Genomic DNA, 21,217 nt, shown 5'->3' on the forward strand with positions numbered 1-21,217 from the left:
TAATGACTATGAAATAAAAGTTAATTAAGTGCAATTTGTAGATAGCTGATTACATTCTGAAATATACGCAAGCTTTTGTTTTGAACTACATTATTTAAACGGAAGTTCAATATTTAGATGGGTACATGTATCCTCTACTAGTTCTTAAATATGAGGAAGATGAATACATCTGTGAGGACATCCACCTGTAGTTATATAGGTGTCAAAATAAAGTTTAGCGGTATTTTGGATAAGTGTAATCGTTAAGGTTATGATTTTTAAAGAGAGATTTTAATCTCTCTTTTTACGTATTGTATAATAAAGTGGTGTCATTAATGGGGATTTTATATTTATATTAGTTAATTGATTTAGCTATAGATAATATAGAGTCTTTAGATATATTACCACATATAGTATATTCAATATTGTCTTTAGTCCACCATATCTGTACTATAGGAGAATCTGAAACAGTTGGATCATTATATATATATATATATCCTTGGATTTTATCATTAATAGATACTTTTTCACCAGAAATATTAAAACTATTATAAGAAAGTTCTTTACTTTGGATTAACTTAAAATATTTATTTTCGGGGTTGCTATAATCGATAGTTATAGTTTTTCCTGTTTCTGTATCTTCTGGAATATGTATATTTGTCAGTGCAAAATTTTCTGGTATATAGGAAGGCATAGAAATATTTCCGCCAAAATAGTCTTGTGCATTAGCAAGGCTTAACATATCTGGAGATGTGGTTTTAGTTTCCTCCGGACTTTCTGTTGGGTTTGCCGCGGTGGTTTTATCTTCAGATTCTAGATTTTTATTTTCCACTGGATAATCAGTAGTATCATTTGATTCAGGTAGTGAAGTTGTAGTATTATCGTTGTTATTTATATTAGATTTTGAATCTTTTGAATCTGAAGTAGAATTAGATTTTGAATCTAAATCTTTTTTAGTATTTTGAGAAATTTCACTGTTAATTGAGGGATTATCTTCAGCCGGTATTGATTTTTTTGATTTATCCTCTGTAGTTTTTAATGCGGGTTCTGTGGATTTTCCTATAATTTTATCTAAGGCTTTAATAGACACCCTTGCAATAGGATTATTATATATATATTTTTTAGTTATATTACTATGGAAATTAGTATAATGATGATAATCTATTAGAGCAAATATAATTATTGCAGTAGATATACCTATAGCATATATAGGTTTTAATCTTAATTTCTTTTTATATTTGCACTTTTTTAGAGTATCATCTTTTAGCTTTTCAGTTACATGGATGTCTTTTAAAACTAAATTAGTTATTTCCCTTAAATTTCTCATGTTATCCTTCATATTCAATACTACCACCTATATTATATTTTAATATTCCTCTTGCTCTGTAAAGTCTGCTTCTTACAGTACCTTCAGGTATCTTTAAAATTTTACTTATTTCGGAGGTGGACAATTCCTGATAATAATACAAGAGTATAACTTCCTTGTATTTTTTCGGTAAATCCATAACCTTCTTTAAAATATCTTCGTATTCTATATTTTTAATTACAGTATCTTCTGTATCATTTAAATCATCTGTAGAATTAAATATTCCGTATTCAGTATCATCGAATCTCAGAACTTTTTTTATCCAACAACTTCTAAGCATATCTCTACAAGTGTTTATGGTTATAGTAAGTATCCAAGTCTTTTCACTGCTTTTTCCATTGAATTTATCAAAGTTATTGTAAACTTTTATAAATACATCCTGAAAGACATCCTCTGCCAAATGTATATCCTTAAGATAAATGTAGGCAGTCCTTAGTATGTCATTTCCATAACAATTCATTAGCCTTTCCAGCTCCTTGTCCAAATTATCCTCCTTCCTCTATATTAGACGGAATATACTTATTTTATGCTCCTGGTTCATAACTATATTTTCATAGCATCAATTAGAAAATATAAATTATTCCGTAATTCTGCATATATAGATTATAATTTTTGTCTTATGTAAAAATTATTGTTTTTTAGTCATGTAATCATTTTTAATATGGATTCTTGAAAATTCCATATTAAAGTATTCATTATAATTAATTTTAAATTAGGATTTTTAAACTGTAAAGTATTTAAATTTTCTTATAATTAATACTTTCTGGAATATAATTAAAATTGAAAGATATAATTAATATAATGTTTATTTATTATTTTATATTTATACAAAATTTTTTATTAACAAATTATATGTTTTTGTATATAATAAGACTAAATAAATTTATATTTTAAAAGGTAAAATATTTTTCTTGATTATATTAAATTTATGTAGTATTATGAAACTGTAAATTTAATACATAGTAAATTAATAATAATTGCGATGATGAGAAGAGTAAATTACACAAAACTACAAGAGAGAATTCCCCTTGGGTGTAAGGGAGTTTTGGTGGGAGGTAATTGAAGTGCATCTTTGAGCACTGAGTTGAATCTTAGTAGATTTCAGCGTGTACGTACGTTAAAACGTTGAGGTATGATTGTACCAATAAAGAGTTTTCACATGTAAACTTGTATTTATATAGTTTTTATAAAGTTTATATGGGATAAACAGAGTGGAACCGCGGAAGTAACCTTCTGCCTCTGTATAGAGGCAGAAGGTTTTTGTTTTTCAAAATTCCGGAATTTGAAGAACATTTTTTATTTAGAATTAAAAATTAATTATATATTTTAGGAGGATAAATAATTATGAATTCAGTAGCTTATTTTGATTCTATTGCAGATAGGTGGAATGTAATTAGGGAAGATTATTTTGAGGATAGATTGAAGTATATTGTACTTTCTAAGTTTAATATAAATGATAAAATATGTGCAGATCTAGGCTGTGGAACAGGATTTATTTCTTTAGCTCTATCTCAAGAAGCAAAACTGGTGTTTTCTATAGATAATTCTAGAAATATGTTAAAGGAATTGCATGATACATCTTCAGATAGAGGAATAAAAAATATATATCCTATAAAGGGTTCAGCAGTGGATATTCCTTTATTTGATGAGTCTATAGATGCTGTTTATATGAATATGGCACTTCATCATGTTGTGGATGCTGAAAAAGTAGTAAAAGAAGCCTATAGAATTTTAAAAAATAAAGGAACATTTATCATATCAGATGTGGAAGAACATGATGGAGAATGGGCAAAAATTGAAATGCATGATGAATGGCTGGGATTTTCTCATGAACAAATAAACCATTGGATGGATGAAGCGGGATTTAAAAAAATAGGCATTGAGACTACAGAGTTAAAAGGTAAGGCCTATTCAAGTGAAGGTGAATATATGGAAACAGGAATATTTATAGCAAGCGGGGTTAAGGAAGGAGAATAACTAATGAAAATTGAGTCATTGTTGATACATGGTGGAATAGATGGAGATAAAATTACGGGAGCAGTTAGTGTGCCTATATATCAAACTTCTACTTACAAGCAGGAGGCACTTGGTAAAAATAGCGGTTATGAATACTCTAGGACAGGAAATCCCACAAGAGAAGCTGTGGAAAAATTAATTGCAGATTTAGAAGAAGGATGCAGAGGGTTTGCCTTTGCATCAGGACTTGCGGCTATATCAGCAGTGCTTATGCTCTTTAAAAGTGGAGATAAGGTAATACTTTCTAGTAATGTATATGGAGGAACCTTTAGAGTTGTAGATAAGATATTTAAAAATTTTAATTTAGAGTATGAATTAGTAGATACCAGTGACCTGGAAAAAGTTAGAGAGAGTCTTAATCGAAATCAAAATGTTAAAGCAATATTCATTGAAACTCCTACTAATCCTCTTATGACTATAACGGATATAGCAAAGATAAGTGAAATTGCCAGAGAAAATAAAGTGATGACAATTGTAGATAATACCTTTATGACTCCATATCTGCAAAAACCTATAAAATTGGGAGCTGATATAGTACTCCATAGTGCTACTAAATATTTGGGGGGACACAGTGATTTGATTGCTGGTCTCCTTGTAGTAAACAATGAAGAATTAGGAGAGAAAATTCATTTTATTCAAAATTCTACAGGAGGTATATTAAATCCATTTGACAGTTGGCTTCTAATAAGGGGAATAAAAACATTGTCTGTTAGGATGGACAGACACGATGAAAATGCTAATTATACAGCTGAATTTTTAAAGGGAAATAATTTAATAGATAAAATTTATTACCCAGGATTTTTAAACCATCCTGATCATGAAATTCAAAAATCTCAGGCCAGAGGATATGGAGCAATTATCTCTTTTGTATTAAAAGATGAATTAGATATAAATAAATTTTTTAAAGGATTAAAACTTATAACTCTAGGAGAAAGTCTGGGAGGAGTAGAATCCCTGGTATGCCATCCAGCTACTATGACCCATGCAGCTATACCTTATGAGATAAGACAGGAGATTGGAATAGAAGATGGGTTAATTAGATTGTCTGTAGGTCTTGAAAATAAAGAAGATCTCATAGAAGATTTAAAAAATGCATTGGAGTTTGCAAGATGATATAATCTGAAAAGCAAAAAATAATATGGAGGAGTACCAATATGGTTTATTATAATGATATAAAAGAAATGGTAGGAAATACTCCTATACTAAAATTAAATAATCTTAATGTAAAAAGAGAGATTGGTATATTTGCTAAATTGGAGAGTTTTAATCCTGGAGGAAGTGTAAAAGATAGAATTGGATTATATATGATAGACAGTGCAGAAAAAAAAGGGCTTTTAAATAAAGGATACACTATAGTGGAGGCTACAGCAGGGAATACAGGATTAGGTATTGCACTTGGAGCATTAAATAGAGGATATAAGGTTATATTTGTAGTTCCGGAAAAATTTTCACAGGAGAAGCAAATATTGATGAAAGCTTTAGGTGCAGAAATAATAAACACTCCAAAAGAAGAAGGCATGTTAGGTGCTATAGAAAAGTCTCAAGAGCTTCTTCGTGATATACCGAATTCAATTTCGTTAAAACAGTTTGAAAATGAAGATAATCCTAAAGCACATTATCTAACTACAGGTCCTGAAATATACATGGACATGGAGGGAAATATAGATTATCTTGTAGCTGGTGCAGGCAGTGGTGGAACCTTTACAGGTGTTGCACAGTATTTGAAAGAAAAAAATAAAAATATAAAATCAATTTTAGTTGATCCAGAAGGTTCTACTATGGGAGGAGGAACTGAAGGATGCTATGGTATTGAGGGTATAGGTAATAACTTTATCCCTGAAACTATGGATATGGGTTTAGTAGATAAAATCATAAAAGTGAATGATGAAGAAGCCTTTCATATGGTAAGGAAACTGGCTGAAAAAGAAGGATTAATAGTTGGCTCTTCTTCAGGTGCAGCTCTGGTAGGAGCCTTAAAATTAGCACAGTCCATAGATAAAGGAAATATAGTTGTAGTATTTCCAGATAGAGGCGATAGGTATTTTAGTAAAAATATTTATCATTAAGCTAGAACAGAAATAGAAGTAATGAATATAATGATTAATGATAATAAATAAAAAGGAGCGCCTATATTTGAATATACACGTAGTTCGTCCTGGTGATTCTATATGGTCCATAGCTAGAAGATTTGGAGTTACTCCAGATAGCATTATAGATGCCAATGGTATTGAGCCTCAGTTAAGTTTAGTAGTGGGAGAATCACTTGTAATTCCAACCAAAGAAAGAGCATACAGAGTAAGACCAGGAGATTCACTATGGTCTATATCTGAAAGATTTGGTGTCTCTGTAAATAGCATAGCCCAATTAAATAATATTTCAGACCCTTCAGCCATTTATCCTGGAATGGTACTTAGAATACCAGATAAGTCAAAAAATTATGGTGTTATTGAAACTAATGGCTTCATACAGCCTTCTAATGTTGATAGAGAAACCAGAATTGTAAATGATGCAGCTCCATATTTGACTTATATAACTCCTTTTAGCCACCATGTTACAGCAGAAGGGGGATTGACTCCACTTAGAGATGAAACTATTATTAGTCTGGCCAGAAATAACAGAGTAGCACCATTGCTTTCTGTGACCAATTTGTCAGGAGCAAATTTTGATACAGAATTAATAGGGAATATATTAAATAATGAAAATCTTCAAAACACTTTAATAAATAATATAATAAATACCATGGATAAGAAGTCCTATTATGGAGTTATAGTTGATTTTGAAAGGATTCCACCTTCTGATAGAGAAGAATACAATAACTTTCTTAGAAAATTAGTATCAAGAGCCCACCCATTAGGGTATGTGGTAGGGACCGCATTAGCACCGAAAACATATGATGTAACAGTTGGCGCCTGGCATGGAGCTCATGATTATAGAGCTCATGGCGAGATAGTTGATTTTGTTATAATAATGACTTATGAGTGGGGATGGTCGGGAGGACCACCTATGGCAGTTGCACCAATTAATGAAGTACGTAAAGTAATAAATTATGCAGTAAGTGTAATTCCACCTAAAAAGATAATGATGGGGGTTCCTTTATATGGATATGATTGGACACTTCCTTATACTCCAGGGGGTGAATTTGCAGAAAGTATTGGAAACCAAGAAGCAGTAAATAGGGCTAGGAGATATGGGGCACAAATTAAATATGATACTAAAGCTGAGTCTCCTTATTATAATTATATAGATGAAGAAGGCAGAGAGCATGTAGTATGGTTTGAAGATGCCAGGAGCATGGAAGCAAAATATAAACTTGTAAATGAATATGGATTAAGGGGGGTAAGCTTTTGGCAGTTGGGCAAGGCTTTTCCACAGAATTGGAGAATTCTAGACAACATGTTTCAGATTACAAAGGTTATACCACCTGTAAGTTGAAGGTACATTAAAAAAATATATACAGATTTAAAAGGGAAATTGATATAAAATTTATTGTTTATCAATTTCCCTTTTTAAATTATATTGATATGAAGATATTTACAATAAATAAGCGCTGATGGAACAATAGAAAAGAATACCAAAAATTAAAATACATCTATTGGACTAAGTGCATTTTAAAATGTAACTGCTAAAGTTAAAATTAATTTATATCAATTTTAAGATTCACATAATGCCAGCTTCTCATAATGTTTATATAAGGAGTGAAAATCCCCGGTATAATTTTTGTGCCAGGGTTTTTTCTTTCCACAAAAGTGGATTATAGAAGTATTATTGATGATATAATCCATATTAATATCTCCCTTGCTTAGAAGTCTATTATATTTGTAATATCTTGGATCATAATTAAATAGTATTTCGTCAATTTTTTTTATATGTTTAGAATATAGTGCGTTGATTATATCTTGATCTGGTAGTATAAGTTTGTTTTTATTTTTATCCACGAATTCATAGATTTGGTCTTCTTTTATTATATTTTTTTGAAGATTAATATTCATTAAAAGAACTCCAGAGTTGTAATATGTTTCAATTTCGTAGGGTTTCAACCTTAATTTATTAATTTCCTTAACGGGTAATGTACTGTGGTGTGCTGCAGCATAAAGATATTCAGAAATATCAATATCATATAATTTTCTTATTTGATTTATAACAATAATGTCCGGATCAAGATATAATATCTTATTTATAGTTGAAGGCAGAAATTTAAATGCCAGCAGCCTATAATATATTTCTTTAGTATAGTGTTTTGTTAAAGGGGCATGTTTAAAATATTCATCTTCTATAGTTATAATGAAAAGTTTATGATCTTCTTTTTTTATAAATTGAGCTATATCATAGAATTCGGTTTCTTTTATATTTGAATGCATTATATAAATACAAAATTTTTCTTTTGGATTATTTAAAAATAGAGATTTAAGCATAACTTTTAGTGGTTTTAAATAATTTGAATCTAATGTAACAAGAATGTTCATCTATATTTTCTCCATATTAATAATTTTATTTTTAGGCCATCATTTTACAAGCACTCTTATGTTCTTCGAAATAGAGAATAAATCCAGGTAAGCTCCACCTGAAAAAATAACTTTATAAACTTACTATAGCATAAATCCTGATATACTAGAGTCGGAATTTTAAAATTAGATATATAAACTATGTAAAAAAATCAGAATTTTCTCCATAACTTTTATTCTTTACATAGGAGATAAAGTTGTGAACTGCAGGGGCAAAATATTTATTTTTTTTGTAAGCCAAATGAATTTGTCTGGAATATTTAATATTTTTAATATGTAGTTTTTTTACTTTAGCATATTTAAGAGCAGGTGCTTCAGCTATAATGGATACTCCAAAATTTGCGGCCACTAAGGCAGAAAGAGCATATTCATCAGAAGCTTCACATATGATCTTTGGATGTAAATCCATATTTTTTAATAACTTTGAAGTAAGTTTGCCCAATCCAGAAGCTTTATCATAGCCTACTAAAGGATAGGGTTCAATATCTTTTAAATCAACACTGTCCAATTCTGCTAAAGGGTGATCTAGCGGAACAATTACAAATAGTTTTTGATCAAAAATGGGAATAAAAATTATATCTGGTTCATCTTCTACATAGGATGCAAATATTAAATCATATTCGTCGTTTTTTAAACCCTCCAGCAATTCATCAGTAATACCCTGTTTAAAAGTAAAGGTGACATTTCTATTTTCTTCCAAGTTTAAAAAGCTGCGTACTGTTTTTGGAATATAATACTGGGATAATGGAAAAATATATGCTATATCAACATGGCCCTGATCACTACTGGCTAGTTGCTTCATATCTTTTTTAGCATTATCTAAATCATGTAATATTTTTTCTACATGATTTAAAAATATTAAACCATATTTTGTTAGTACAACATTTCTACCGTTTTTTTCGAATAGACAAAGTTCAAGTTCTTCTTCTAAATTTGCTATGGACTTACTCAGACTGGGCTGGGATATATTTAATTTTGCAGCTGCTTGTCTAAAATGTTGTAAATGGGCAATTTCTTTAAAATAATACAATTGATTTAAATTCATTGGATCATCTGCCTCCCCTGTAATAAAGATAACATAAATGATAGCAAAAAGCTATTAATAAACATAAAAATATATATTAGAATTATCAAAGGTATTAGATTATAATATAAGCATAGTATGTTAAAAAAGTAACTAAGTTGTTTATTGGTATGATACTATTTATAATACTTTAAGTATTATAAATAGTATGGTATTTAGCTTATTTTAATATTAGTGATATAGATGTAAAAGTCACTTGAAATTAATGGGCCATATTGAAATAAATATTTAAATTCTAGAAAGGGAAATTAAAAATGGGAAGTATAGTTAAAATAAGAGACGTAAAATTAGGTGAAGGAATTCCTAAGATTGCAGTTCCACTTGTAGGATCTAATGAAGAGGAAATAATGGAAGAAATAGCTGGTGTAAAAACAACTAAACTTGATATTGTAGAATGGAGAATTGATTATTATAAGTATGTAGAAGAGGTTGAAAAAGTAAAGAAGCTTTTACAAAAAATGAGAAAAAATCTAAATAATATTCCTATATTAGTGACCTTTAGAACTGCTAAGGAAGGCGGAAAAAGGGAAATCAGTCTGGAATATTATATAGAGCTTAATAAAGCAATTGCAGCTACTGGAAATACTGATATGATTGATATTGAATTATTTGCAGCAGAAGATGAAGCAGTGAAAAAAATTGTAGAAGAACTTCATGAATATAATATAAAGGTAATTATGTCAAATCATGATTTTCACAAAACTCCTCATAAAGATGAGTTAATATCAAGAATGTGCAGGATGCAGCAGTTAGGTGCAGATATAGCTAAGATAGCAGTAATGCCCTGTAGTACAAAAGATGTACTTGAACTTTTAAGTGCTACTTGCGAAATGAAATGTAAACATAATGATACTCCAATTATTACTATGTCTATGGGAACTCTTGGTGTTATTACCCGTTTGGCAGGTGAAACTTTTGGATCAGCATTGACTTTTGGTTCTGCTAAAGCTGCATCTGCTCCAGGACAATTAGAAGTAAATGAGTTATATAAGGTGCTTAAGCTTATTAGTGCATATAGATAAATGTATAAAAACCCATCCAAATGTTTTAGCATAGTAAGTGACCAAACAAACCAATTAAAACAAGGGGATAGGGTTCATATATTGTAACACTATTATATAATATTAAGCCAGCAATTGGCAAGCATAAATAAAATATAAAAATTAAATTAAAAGGAGAAGATTTATTATGACTCAAAAAATTACAGGACATACAGAACTTATAGGATTAATTGCATATCCAATCAGGCATTCAAGTTCACCTGAGATGCATAATGAGGCATTTCAAAAATTAGGTTTGGATTATGCTTATCTTGCTTTTGAGGTTGGTAATGAGGATTTAGAAGATACTATAAAGGGATTTAGGGCAATGAAAATACGTGGCTCTAATGTATCAATGCCTAATAAAACTGTGGTGCATAAGTACCTTGATAAGTTATCAGAGGCTGCAGAACTTTGTGGCGCAGTTAATACAATTGTAAACGATAATAATGTGCTAACTGGACATATTACAGATGGAATTGGATATATGAAATCATTAGAAGATGCAGGAATTGATATAATAGGTAAGAAAATCACGGTTGCAGGAGCAGGTGGTGCAGCTACAGCAATTGAAATACAGGCTGCTTTGGATGGTGTGGCTGAAATATCAATATTCAATCGGAAAGATAAATTTTTCGAAAGAGGGGAAAAAACAGTAAAAGATATTAATGAAAGAACTAAATGTAAGGCAACTTTATATGATTTGGCAGATTTGGATAAACTAAAGAAAGAAATTGCAGATAGCTATTTATTTGCAAATGCAACTGGAGTTGGAATGAAACCTTTAGAGGGACAAACATATATTCCTGATATAAACTTTTTTAGACCTGATTTAATTGTGACAGATACTGTTTATGAACCAAGAGAAACAGAATTATTGAAAATGGCTAAGAAAGCTGGATGTAGAACTATGAACGGTTTGGGTATGATGTTATTCCAGGGAGCTGCTGCTTTTAAATTATGGATGGGAAAGGATATGCCTATTGAACACATGAAAAAAGTATTAAATATTGAATATTAATTTTTGAAATATTTAGCAATGGTCATGCAATATATATAGAAAAAATCTATATATATTGCACTTACAATTGATTGTATAAATATATGAATCACTTGATACTGGAGGAATAAAGATGAAAAAATATAAAAATATTTTTAGTTCGTTAAAAGTAAAAAATATGGTATTAAAAAATAGAATAGTTATGCCCCCTATGGGTACCAATTATGCAGGACAAAATGGAGAAATAAGGGAAGAGCATATTAAATATTATGAACAAAGGGCTAAAGGGGAAACAGGATTGATAATTGTGGAAAATGCTGCAGTAGATTTTCCATTAGGGTCAAATGGAACAACACAGCTTAGAATAGATCATGACAGCTTTATACCTGCTTTATATAACCTAACTGAAAGGTTACACAAATATGGTGCAAATGTAGCAATGCAGATTAATCACTCAGGAGCTTCTGCTGTACCAGACAGAATAGGGTGTCAGCCTGTATCTTCTTCCAATATTCCATCTAAAACCGGAGGTTCAATTCCAAGGCCTTTGGAAAGGAAAGAAATATTAGATATAGTTGAAGAATATGCCAAGGCAGCAAAAAGAGTTCAGATAGCTGGTTTTGATGCAGTAGAAATACATGCAGGACATTCCTATTTAATTAGTCAATTTTTATCACCAATTTATAATAAACGTAGAGATGAATTTGGTGGAAATATTGAAAATAGAGCTAGATTTGGGAGAATGATAATTGATAGTGTAAGAAGAGAAGTAGGAGCTATGTTTCCTATAATACTAAGAGTTAGTGCAGATGAGCTTATACAAGGGGGGAATACTCTGCAAGATACATTAAGAATATTAGAATATTTGGATGATGAAGTGGATATTTTTGATGTATCTGCAGCTTTAAATGACTCATTACAATATCAGATAGATAAGATGGATCTTGAAGATGGATGGCGTTCATATATGTCTCAAGCTGTAAAGGAGAAGTTCCATAAACCAACTATTACAACAGGAAATATAAGAAATCCGGAAGTGGCTGAGGAAATATTAACTCAAGAAAAGGCCGACTTAATAGGAATGGGAAGAGGATTAATTGCTGAACCTAAATGGGCATTGAAAGTTAAAAATGGACAAGAAGATATGCTTAGAAAATGTATATCCTGTAATATTGGATGTGCAGGCCATAGAATAGGATTAAACAGACCAATTAGATGTACTGTTAATCCTGATACTATATATGAGGATGAATATAAAAATAGAAAAGTAAAAAGACAAACTAATGTAGTAGTCATCGGAGGGGGAACTAGCGGCCTAGAAGCAGCTTGTACAGCAGCAGAATTGGGATGTAATACTTTTCTGTTTGAAAAAAAACCTTATTTAGGTGGACTAGCAAAAGAGATTTCAAAGTTTCCAGATAAATATAGAGTTTCTTATTTTCCTGAGTATTTAATTAAAAGAGCTAAGAAGTTAAACAATTTAACCATATTTACTGATACTGAAGGTAATGTTAAATTAATAGATATTGTAAAGCCGGATATTATAGTAAATGCCACAGGTTCAAAACCCTTACTTCCACCTATAAAGGGCTTATTAGAGAATATTGATAAAGAAGGAGGAAAATTATATTCTATATTTGGATTGTTGAACAGAATACATGAATTTGAAAATGTAAATTTTGATGGTAAAAAGGTAGTAGTTATTGGTGGAGGAGCAGTGGGGTTAGATGTTGTAGAATTCTTTTCTGAAAGAAAAGCAAAGACCTCCATGGTTGAAATGCTGCCTATGATTGGAAAAGACTTGGATGTAATTACTAAGATTTCTGTGAAAGAGATTATAAAAAAGTACAATGTTAACGTAAATACAAATACAGCTCTTACAGAAGTAGCATCAGACCATTTTAAAGTAAAAAAAGATGACAATGAAATAGTTATGAATTTTGATTATGGCTTTGTATGTCTTGGGATGAGAGCTGAAAATCAGGGATTAGAAAAGTTAAAAGAGCATTTCCAAGATAAAAATGTGGAAATAATTAATATAGGAGATAGTTTTAGGGCAAGAAAGATAATAGATGGAGTTAAAGAGGGAAGAGATATTATTCTTGCATTAGAAAAGATAAACGCTATATTATAGTATGGGTGAAATAAAAAAACTCTAATTTTCAATTAAGTTAGAGTTTTTTTATTTTTTTAGAATATATTCTTTCATAGTAGAAGATAATATTAAAATATTATGTAAAGTCACTGCGGAGAGAGGAGAAATTTATAATCTATGAAGATTATAGGGAAAAATATTTTTATTAAGATTACATCTATGGTTATAATTTTAATTTTTATGATATTTCAAGGAACTAGGGCAGTAGGCGCTTCTGAAGGTGGGTGAGGTATTTTTAAAAGAAAAGGTAAATATGTTAAAAAGAAGTAAGAAAGCTCACAATAATAAAAAATATTCTATGGCAATAAGAGGATATAATCAAATCATAGAAGATAAATCTTTGCCTGTTCATATTATAAATGAAGCAAGGGTATGTAGATTATTAGCTGAGCAAAAAGCACCTGTTTCAAAACAGTATTCATTTTCACCTGATTTCATGGAAGTATGTGAAAATGGGAAAAAATATTATAAGGATAATAAATGCAGTTATTTTTTATATAAGGATTATGATACCTTTAAAAAATATTTCAATGTTCAGCAGGATTGGGTTTATGTTGAATCGGATCATTTTAAATTTGACTCTAAAGGCATACCCATGGTAAAGTACAATGATGAATTTTACTATAATACGGTAACTGTCTGTCAATATGGTCTATGGCTATATGATAGATATATTGATAATAAAGAAGATAAAGGGAAATTTTTAAATGCAGCAGATTTTCTAATAGATAATATAAAAAAGGATGGTTCTTTTCGGTATGAATTTAAATACCATCACTATGAACCTTTAGATGTGGGATGGACTTCTAGTATGTCACAAGGTCAGGCATTGAGCTTATTTGCCAGGGCCTATAATTTAACTAAAGATGTAAAATATTTAAACTCTGGAGGGAGAGTTTTAAAATATTTGCTTACGCCTATTTCTAAAGGCGGAGTAATGGATAATCTAGAAACATTGGATGACAGACTTAAAGACAAAGTGTTTTTCCAGCAGTATGTAAATTCAACTTCTACCTATACTTTAAATGGATTTATATTTACTTTAATTGGTCTATATGACTGGAGCAATGTAAATTGTCCAGGGAATATATATTACAGCAATATAGCGAGAGAGTACTGGGATAAAGGGCTGAATAGCCTGAAACTCATTATACCTTATTATGATATAGGGGAATTTACAGCTTATGATCTTCATCATGTTGTAAAGAAATCAAAACCGAGCAGTTCGGATTTTTATCATTCGGTGCATATAGAACAGATGAATGTACTTTATAATATTACAAAAGACCATTATTTTAAGAATATAAGAGATATGTGGATTTCCTATGTAAGAGAATAGAAAATTATTAAGGGTAATATAAAAGAAATATGTCTTCTTAAATATACAGTATTAGGAGGCATATTTTTATTATATTTTTCCGTGAAATCTTAATAAAAATCAAATTTTTGTATATAAAGTATTGTAAAATAAAACATTTTATATATAAAATAAGTATAGATATTATTTAAATATAATGTTTAAAATAGCATTATGGAAGAGGGGTTTATATGGTTGAGAATTTTGAAATAAAAGATGAACAAAATAGAAGTATAAGGGGAATTATAAATAGACCTGGTATATCAGACAAAATTCCATGCATAATTTTCTGTCATGGATTTATGGGAAATAAATTGGGGCATAATTTTATGTTTGTGAAAATGGCCAGAACCTTGGAAAAACTTAATATAGCTTCTATTAGATTTGATTTTATGGGAAGTGGAGAAAGTGATGGGGATTTTAAGGATGTTACCATATCCTCAGAAGTGGAAGATTGTAAGAAAGTACTACAATTTGTAAGTTCTCTTGATTATATTGATAAAGGTAATATAAATATATTAGGGTTCAGTATGGGTGCCACAATTGCCGTAGTAATTGCTTCTACTTATACTAATATAATCAAAAATTCTATACTTATGAGTGCTGGATTTAATATGTATGACATATTTATTTCAGAAGCTACAGGGGATAGATTATATGAATTTTTAGAAAAGGGATATATAAATTTTGAAAATAATATACTTAGTGAAAAAGCCATAGAGGATGCATTTAATTATAGGGTTTTTGATTATTTAAAAGATATGCAGGGAAATACACTTATAGTTCATGGTACAGAAGATAAGTCTGTACATCCTTTATATGCAAAAAAAATTCAGCAATTATTGGGAGGTAGAGCTAAATTAAAATTTATTAAGGGATCAGATCACTGTTATTCCAACCCAGAATACTATGAAGAATTGGTTAAACAAATAGTAAAATTTGTAAAGGCATATATACTCTAAAAAATTCAATGGATATATTACATAAAGTATCAAAAAATAGTAGAAAAGTTTAGTATTTAGGACAAAAATAATACACACTAAAAACTCCATAAATATCTGGGGAATTTTTAGTGTGTAAATATTAGTTGTCATTTTACATTAACTTAAGTATAGTAGAATAAATTAGTTAGGAATTATAATACGTTTAGGTTTTCCTATGATAAATATATAGGATAATGCTCCTATAAGGGCCATACAAGAGACAAAAACTAATGCAGATGAATAAGAACCAGTTCTTGAAATTAAATAACCAACTATAGCAGGGGATAAGGCACCACCCATATTAGCTACAAAGTTATAAGTACCTCCGCATAAACCCACAAGATCCTTAGGAGCTATTTCAGATAACAATGCCCAGGAAATAGCTGATGCCATACCTTGCCCGAAAAATGATATGGACATGAATGTAATAACAACGTTAACATTTGTGGTATAATTAGCTACCATGATTACAGAAGATAGTAATAGCCCCACAATAACAGGAAGTTTACGTGAAAGTCCAAGTCCTAATTCTCTTGATATCATCCAGTCTGACCATTTACCGGCTACGAGAACTCCGGCAATTGCTGCAAGGTAAGGCAGAGCTCCATAGATTCCAACTTTTAATATAGCCATATTTTTTTCATTTACAAGATAGGAAGGAAACCAGGTCATAAAAAAGAACAATATGGCAGTTATAGCAAAGCCTCCTATGTACATTCCCCATAATTGGCGGCTGGTGAATAAATACTTTATTTCTTTTTTAGTAATTTTCTTTTGTTCCGATACTGTATCAGAAAGACCTCCACCTTCTTTGATAAGCTCAAGTTCTTCTTTGTTAATGCCTTTTGAGTGAGCAGGATCATTATAATGGGTGAACCAAATAAAAGCAAATAAAAGTCCGAGTATACCTGTAACAATGAATATGACTCTCCAACCAAAAGTTACTAAAAGCCAGGTGAGGATGGGGGTACAAAGGGCAAGACCTACATATTCAGAGGCAGTATAGGCACCGATGGCTGAACCTCTTTCTTTAGAAGGGAACCATGTAGTCACAATACGACCATTTGCAGGAAAAGCCGGAGCTTCGAAAAATCCAAGTCCAAGTCGACAGAATATCATACTGGTAAAATTAAAAGTGAAAGCAACAATTCCAGTAAAAGCAGACCATCCGCAAAGGGCAACTCCGTATACTAGCCTAGGACCTAATCTGTCTAGAAACCACCCACTTGGAATCTGCATAACGGTATATGACCAGCTTAGAGCAGAAAATATAAGTCCCATTTTAGCCGGATCAAGCATAAATTCTTTTGATATAAATGGAGCAGCTACAGAAAGATTGGCTCTATCTAAATAATTTATAAAAGTTATTGCACATACTAAGAAAAGTATAAACCACCTTTTTCCGGTAGGTTTACTTTCTAAGTCATTTATAATGTTTTTTCTCATTATTTTATCCCTCCCATTTAGAATTAAACCTATACATTAGTTTTAATAATAGGTGATGATAATTCTATTAAATATAGTATATGAGGTCTTTATAACTAAGAAGTTTACTTATATTCTAAATTGTTTAATTATAGTATTATAATGCTTCTTTAATGGAGTGTCTATTCACATATAATGCAAGTAGAATACCAATTACTGTAATTACTATATTGAATAAAATTACATATTTAGGTCCATATACGCCTCCAGCATTTGTGATAACTCCAGCGATATTTAAAATAACATAGTTTGCTATACTAGATGAAATCATAACAATAGATGTAATCTTACCTTTATTTGTCGGGAACATTGAGTTTGCTGTAGATACAGCTAATTGAAGTACACCGCCTGCTGCAGAGTATCCAAGTACAAAGCCTCCTATTAAACAGATGGTAGGTGTTTGTACAAAGTATAAAATTATAAGCATGATTGTAGCAATTGTAGGGTAAATAGCCAGAATCCTCACTGGTTTAATAAATTTTTTCACTAAAAATGCAGTTACTAATATAGCGGTCATGGTTCCCAGTGAATAGAATGACTGAATTTTACTAGGATCAACCATTCCGTAAAGCTTTCCTAATTCTTGATTACAATTCAACCATAATTGGAAAGTGGATGTAGATGTAAAACCTATACAAATTATTGCTATACTAACCGGTGTAAATTTCATTTTTTCTTTTATAGGTTTAACGGCATTTCCCTTTGAATCATCAGCACGATTCATAGGAGGGAATGGCATAAATGCAATTAAAATAGCATCTATGATGATAAATACAGCTACTACAAGGAAAATAGTTTTATAAGACATCTGACTTACTGCAACAAAACCAATTATAAATGGAAGTACAAACTGACCTATAGATATAGAGAATTTTGTAAACATATTAGCTACGTCACCTGAATTTACGAATATTTCTAAACAGGATGGAGTAACACAGGTATCCAAGAAAGAGTTAGCAGCACCTCCAATTAGTGCAAAAGCATAAGCAACATATAGATTTGGCGAAAATACAATGCCTATAAAATAAGCAGCGTAACAAGCCATTCCAATTAGTCCGGAAATTCTTCTACCAAATCTGTCGGAAATAGGTCCTGAAAAAGGAAGCGTAATTAGACGACCTAGACCTAAAGCAGCAATAACAGCAAGAACTACACTTACATCAAAGGTACCATCAGCTAGTGTTTTTGCACCCCAGGTACCTGCAAAATTTTGTTTATATTGTCCAAGGATGGATACTCCAATACCATGTACAAAATAAGTAAAATATAATGCTAGTGCGGTAGGATAGTATTTTTTGTTATTCATTTTTTTCTCCTTTCAGTGATATCTTTTAAAGTATAAATTTATTTAATAATGGGAAATGGAAGTAAAAATCCATCTCCCTCATTGTTAAAATGTAAATTTCTTATTTAAAATATAATTCTTTAATTTCATCTACAGGCATTTCTAAACCAGTATATAATTTAAAAGCTTCTGCTCCCTGCCAAAGAAGCATTCCCAAGCCGCCTACTATTTTACAGCCAGCAGCCTCTGCACCCTTTAAAAATTTTGTTTTCTTTGGATGGTATACTGTATCTGCTACAACCAGTTCTTTTCTAAAAATGCTTGTATCTTTTATATTACTTTCATCTTCATTAGGGTGCATTCCAACAAGTGTCGCATTAATTAAAATATCACTTGATGCAACTTCTTCATTAAGTTTCTCTGTATCATTTAAGTCATATAAATTTACAGTACAGTCAGGAACTTCTTTTTTTATAGTTTCAACATTTTTCTGGGCTCTTTCATAAAAGTTGTCTTTTATATTGAAAATAGAAATCTCTTTGCTGCCATCTAAAGCGCATTGTACCTGGATAGCTGTGGCAGCGCCTCCAGAACCCATAATAGTTATTTTTTTACCTTTTACTTCTACACCTTCTTCTTTCAAGCTGCGTACAAATCCAACTCCATCTGTGATATGGCCTGTTAGTTTTCCATTGTCATTGACGATGGTATTAACTGCTCCGATAATACGTGCAGCAGGGGATAACTCGTCCATATATTTAACTACTTCACTTTTACATGGCATGGTTACATTTGAACCCTTCATTTTAAAAGTTTTTATGGCAGTAATAGCGTCGGGTACTTTTTCAAGGGGAACTTGAAAAGCTAAATACACATAATCCAGATTTAATTTTTCAAAGCCGTAATTATACATAACCGGTGATTTAGAATGATCTACCGGATCACCTATTAAGCCTAATAAACCTGTTTTTCCTGAAATATCATTTTTCATGTCATAACCTCCTGATTTCATTTTATTTAGTATGGTGTTAACTATAATTTTATTGCTATCTCAAAGGCTTCGGTAGTGGCATCTAATGCTCTACGTGCTTTTACTGCATCACCTATTACATAGGTTTCCTTTATAGTTTTTTTCACTTCTTCACTTAGAGGATCATAGGATCTGGATCCCATGGCAAGTACTACTGAATCAAAACCATCTATTTTATCTGTTTTATCTTCTGACAAACTGTATTCAACACCGCCTTGAAAGAATTTAGTAACCTTTGCTCCAGTGATAGTCTTGATATTATATTTTTGGAAATCTTCCATTAAGAACTTTCTATGTTCCGGGATTACATCTGCTCCAACTTTATCACGGAATTCAATAACAGTGACATCATGGTTCTGTTCCCCAAGAAAAGCTGCAGTTTCACATCCAACCATTCCGCCGCCAACTACAAGAACCTTCTCCCCACAGCATTCTTTGCCATCAAGGAGATTCACTGCGTGAATCAGTCCTGAATCATTTATACCTGGAATAGGAAGTACAAGAGGAGTTGCACCTGTTGCAATAATTACTGCATCCGGTGATTCTTCTTTTATTAGCTCTTTGGTGACTTTTGTATTCATTTTTATCTTTACTCCATATTGTCTGCATTTTGTGATATAACTGCGGACCATGTTTGTAAGATCTCCTTTTCCAGGAGGGTAAGCTGCAAGTCTCATCTGTCCTCCAAGGATATTACTGCCTTCAAACAATGTCACTTCATGGCCTCTAAGAGCAGATATCCAGGCCGTGTACATGCCGGCCACTCCTCCGCCTACAACCGTTACCTTCTTACTGGCTTTGGCAGGTTTAAGTTCGGACTCCCTACCTACACATGGATTAACAAGACAGGTGATTGGTTTTCCCTGATACATGTTTGGAACACATCCTTGTAAACAGCCGATACATGGAAGCATTTCATCCAGACGGCCTGCGGAAGCTTTATTAGGTGTATGAGGATCTGTAAGGCTTTGACGTCCAAAAGCCACCAGGTCACATCGTCCTTCACGAACTAGAAGTTCTGCAAAATGGGGCTCTGTGAAACGTCCTACAGTAATAACCGGAATATCTACAGCACGTTTAATTTCTGTAGCAAGCTCTGCACTGAATCCTCCATGCAGCACTGTAGGCGCCCACATATATTCGTCACGAAGGTGGACGGCACGAGAAACATGGAGAGCATCTACACCAATGTCTTCCAGATAGGCAGCAATTGTTGCGCTGTCATGTACATCAAGTCCTCCCGGCATTTCATCAGAACTATTGATACGACAAATAATTGCTATGGAATGTCCTACTTTTTTACGTATGTTTTCAATGATGAGACGAGGAAGACGCATTCTATTTTCAAAGCATCCACCAAACTCATCTACACGTTTATTTGTTCTTGGTGAAAGAAAGCTGTTAATTAAATATCCATGGGCACAATGCACTTCAACTGCATCAGCTCCGGCTTTCTTTGCACGAAGAGCTGCATCACCGTATAACCCTATTAATTCATAGAGTTCTTCAGTAGTTATTGCCATAGGGATGTCACGTCCTACTGCTGAAGGAATTGAAGATGCAGATTTTATAGGATAGCCTGCAGCCTTTGCATTACCTTCAGGTCCGGCATGTTGAAGCTGTATGGATACTTTAGCACCATTTTCATGGCAGGCATCAATAACACCTTTAAAACTTTCTATGGTACTGTCATCATATAAACATGGTTTACGGAAACCACCTTTTGCCTTCTTGTCTACAACTGTGGCTTCAAAGGTAATTAATCCAAATCCTCCTTTGGCACGTTCGCTGTAATAAGCTAAGGATCTGTCACTCATAGAACCATTTGTATTGGCAAAATTATTACCCATAGGTGAAACTACGAAACGATTTGGTACTATTATTGGACCAATTTTTATTGGTTCAAACATAGATTTAAATTTCATAAAAAGAATC

17 protein-coding genes, 1 other RNA gene and 1 other annotated feature are annotated in these 21,217 nt (G+C 31.6%); of the genes, 10 read left to right on the plus strand and 8 right to left on the minus strand.

From position 1 onward, the window contains the following. Positions 1–50 precede the first annotated feature (50 nt). Positions 51–236: non-coding RNA, 6S RNA (ssrS, locus tag CKL_RS19715), on the plus strand. A gap of 98 nt (positions 237–334) precedes the next feature. On the opposite strand, the gene CKL_RS04915 is transcribed toward ssrS, so the two are convergent. Both CKL_RS04915 and CKL_RS04920 read right to left on the minus strand, forming a co-directional pair. Then, positions 335–1,318, minus strand: coding sequence for a DUF4367 domain-containing protein (locus CKL_RS04915; protein ID WP_012101371.1), 984 nt, complete (start codon positions 1,316–1,318; stop codon positions 335–337). Next, complete coding sequence (locus tag CKL_RS04920; protein WP_012101372.1) at positions 1,308–1,829, minus strand: sigma-70 family RNA polymerase sigma factor; 522 nt, start codon at positions 1,827–1,829, stop codon at positions 1,308–1,310. Before CKL_RS04920 ends, CKL_RS04915 begins: the two co-directional genes overlap by 11 nt. A gap of 489 nt (positions 1,830–2,318) precedes the next feature. Beyond that, positions 2,319–2,589: a binding site (T-box leader), on the plus strand. A gap of 100 nt (positions 2,590–2,689) precedes the next feature. Here CKL_RS04920 and CKL_RS04925 point away from each other — a divergent pair. The 4 genes from CKL_RS04925 to CKL_RS04940 all read left to right on the plus strand — a co-directional run bounded on the left by CKL_RS04925 (position 2,690) and on the right by CKL_RS04940 (position 6,793). After that, positions 2,690–3,322 (plus strand): class I SAM-dependent methyltransferase, encoded by a 633-nt coding sequence (locus CKL_RS04925; protein ID WP_012101374.1) that lies wholly within the window; start codon positions 2,690–2,692, stop codon positions 3,320–3,322. A 3-nt stretch (positions 3,323–3,325) separates the two neighbouring features. Next, complete coding sequence (locus tag CKL_RS04930) at positions 3,326–4,474, plus strand: trans-sulfuration enzyme family protein (protein WP_012101375.1); 1,149 nt, start codon at positions 3,326–3,328, stop codon at positions 4,472–4,474. 41 nt (positions 4,475–4,515) lie between these two features. Continuing rightward, positions 4,516–5,427: a cysteine synthase A gene (cysK, locus tag CKL_RS04935; RefSeq protein ID WP_012101376.1), complete on the plus strand. Its 912-nt coding sequence runs from the start codon at positions 4,516–4,518 to the stop codon at positions 5,425–5,427. Positions 5,428–5,494: 67 nt separating this feature from the next. Then, positions 5,495–6,793 (plus strand): glycoside hydrolase family 18 protein, encoded by a 1,299-nt coding sequence (locus tag CKL_RS04940; RefSeq protein ID WP_012101377.1) that lies wholly within the window; start codon positions 5,495–5,497, stop codon positions 6,791–6,793. A gap of 218 nt (positions 6,794–7,011) precedes the next feature. On the opposite strand, the gene CKL_RS04945 is transcribed toward CKL_RS04940, so the two are convergent. Continuing rightward, on the minus strand, positions 7,012–7,824 hold the full coding sequence (locus CKL_RS04945) for a glycosyltransferase family 8 protein (RefSeq protein ID WP_012101379.1): 813 nt from the start codon (positions 7,822–7,824) through the stop codon (positions 7,012–7,014). Between the two features lie 178 nt (positions 7,825–8,002). Beyond that, positions 8,003–8,908 (minus strand): LysR family transcriptional regulator, encoded by a 906-nt coding sequence (locus CKL_RS04950; protein ID WP_012101380.1) that lies wholly within the window; start codon positions 8,906–8,908, stop codon positions 8,003–8,005. Between the two features lie 293 nt (positions 8,909–9,201). Between CKL_RS04950 and aroD the strand changes: the two genes are divergently transcribed. The 5 genes from aroD (at position 9,202) to CKL_RS04975 (ending at position 15,461) form a co-directional block, all read left to right on the plus strand. After that, positions 9,202–9,969 carry a type I 3-dehydroquinate dehydratase gene (gene aroD, locus CKL_RS04955; protein ID WP_012101381.1) on the plus strand — a complete coding sequence of 256 codons (768 nt, stop codon included), beginning with the start codon at positions 9,202–9,204 and terminating at the stop codon, positions 9,967–9,969. 166 nt (positions 9,970–10,135) lie between these two features. Next, positions 10,136–11,008 (plus strand): shikimate dehydrogenase, encoded by an 873-nt coding sequence (locus CKL_RS04960; protein WP_012101382.1) that lies wholly within the window; start codon positions 10,136–10,138, stop codon positions 11,006–11,008. A gap of 112 nt (positions 11,009–11,120) precedes the next feature. Then, the gene (locus tag CKL_RS04965) at positions 11,121–13,121 is read left to right on the plus strand and encodes an oxidoreductase (RefSeq protein WP_012101383.1); all 2,001 of its coding nucleotides are present in this window, start codon (positions 11,121–11,123) and stop codon (positions 13,119–13,121) included. A 241-nt stretch (positions 13,122–13,362) separates the two neighbouring features. Then, complete coding sequence (locus tag CKL_RS04970; protein WP_012101384.1) at positions 13,363–14,481, plus strand: D-glucuronyl C5-epimerase family protein; 1,119 nt, start codon at positions 13,363–13,365, stop codon at positions 14,479–14,481. 209 nt (positions 14,482–14,690) lie between these two features. Then, positions 14,691–15,461 (plus strand): alpha/beta hydrolase family protein, encoded by a 771-nt coding sequence (locus CKL_RS04975; RefSeq protein ID WP_012101385.1) that lies wholly within the window; start codon positions 14,691–14,693, stop codon positions 15,459–15,461. A gap of 162 nt (positions 15,462–15,623) precedes the next feature. On the opposite strand, the gene CKL_RS04980 is transcribed toward CKL_RS04975, so the two are convergent. From CKL_RS04980 to CKL_RS04995, 4 genes are all read right to left on the minus strand, one after another. Continuing rightward, complete coding sequence (locus CKL_RS04980) at positions 15,624–16,928, minus strand: MFS transporter (RefSeq protein WP_012101386.1); 1,305 nt, start codon at positions 16,926–16,928, stop codon at positions 15,624–15,626. A 136-nt stretch (positions 16,929–17,064) separates the two neighbouring features. Continuing rightward, positions 17,065–18,273 carry an MFS transporter gene (locus CKL_RS04985; protein ID WP_012101387.1) on the minus strand — a complete coding sequence of 403 codons (1,209 nt, stop codon included), beginning with the start codon at positions 18,271–18,273 and terminating at the stop codon, positions 17,065–17,067. A 100-nt stretch (positions 18,274–18,373) separates the two neighbouring features. Next, positions 18,374–19,243, minus strand: coding sequence for a shikimate dehydrogenase (aroE, locus tag CKL_RS04990; RefSeq protein WP_012101388.1), 870 nt, complete (start codon positions 19,241–19,243; stop codon positions 18,374–18,376). Between the two features lie 41 nt (positions 19,244–19,284). Further along, positions 19,285–21,207: an oxidoreductase gene (locus CKL_RS04995; protein WP_012101389.1), complete on the minus strand. Its 1,923-nt coding sequence runs from the start codon at positions 21,205–21,207 to the stop codon at positions 19,285–19,287. Positions 21,208–21,217 lie beyond the last annotated feature (10 nt).

The organism is Clostridium kluyveri DSM 555, from assembly GCF_000016505.1.
Taxonomy (GTDB): domain Bacteria; phylum Bacillota; class Clostridia; order Clostridiales; family Clostridiaceae; genus Clostridium_B; species Clostridium_B kluyveri.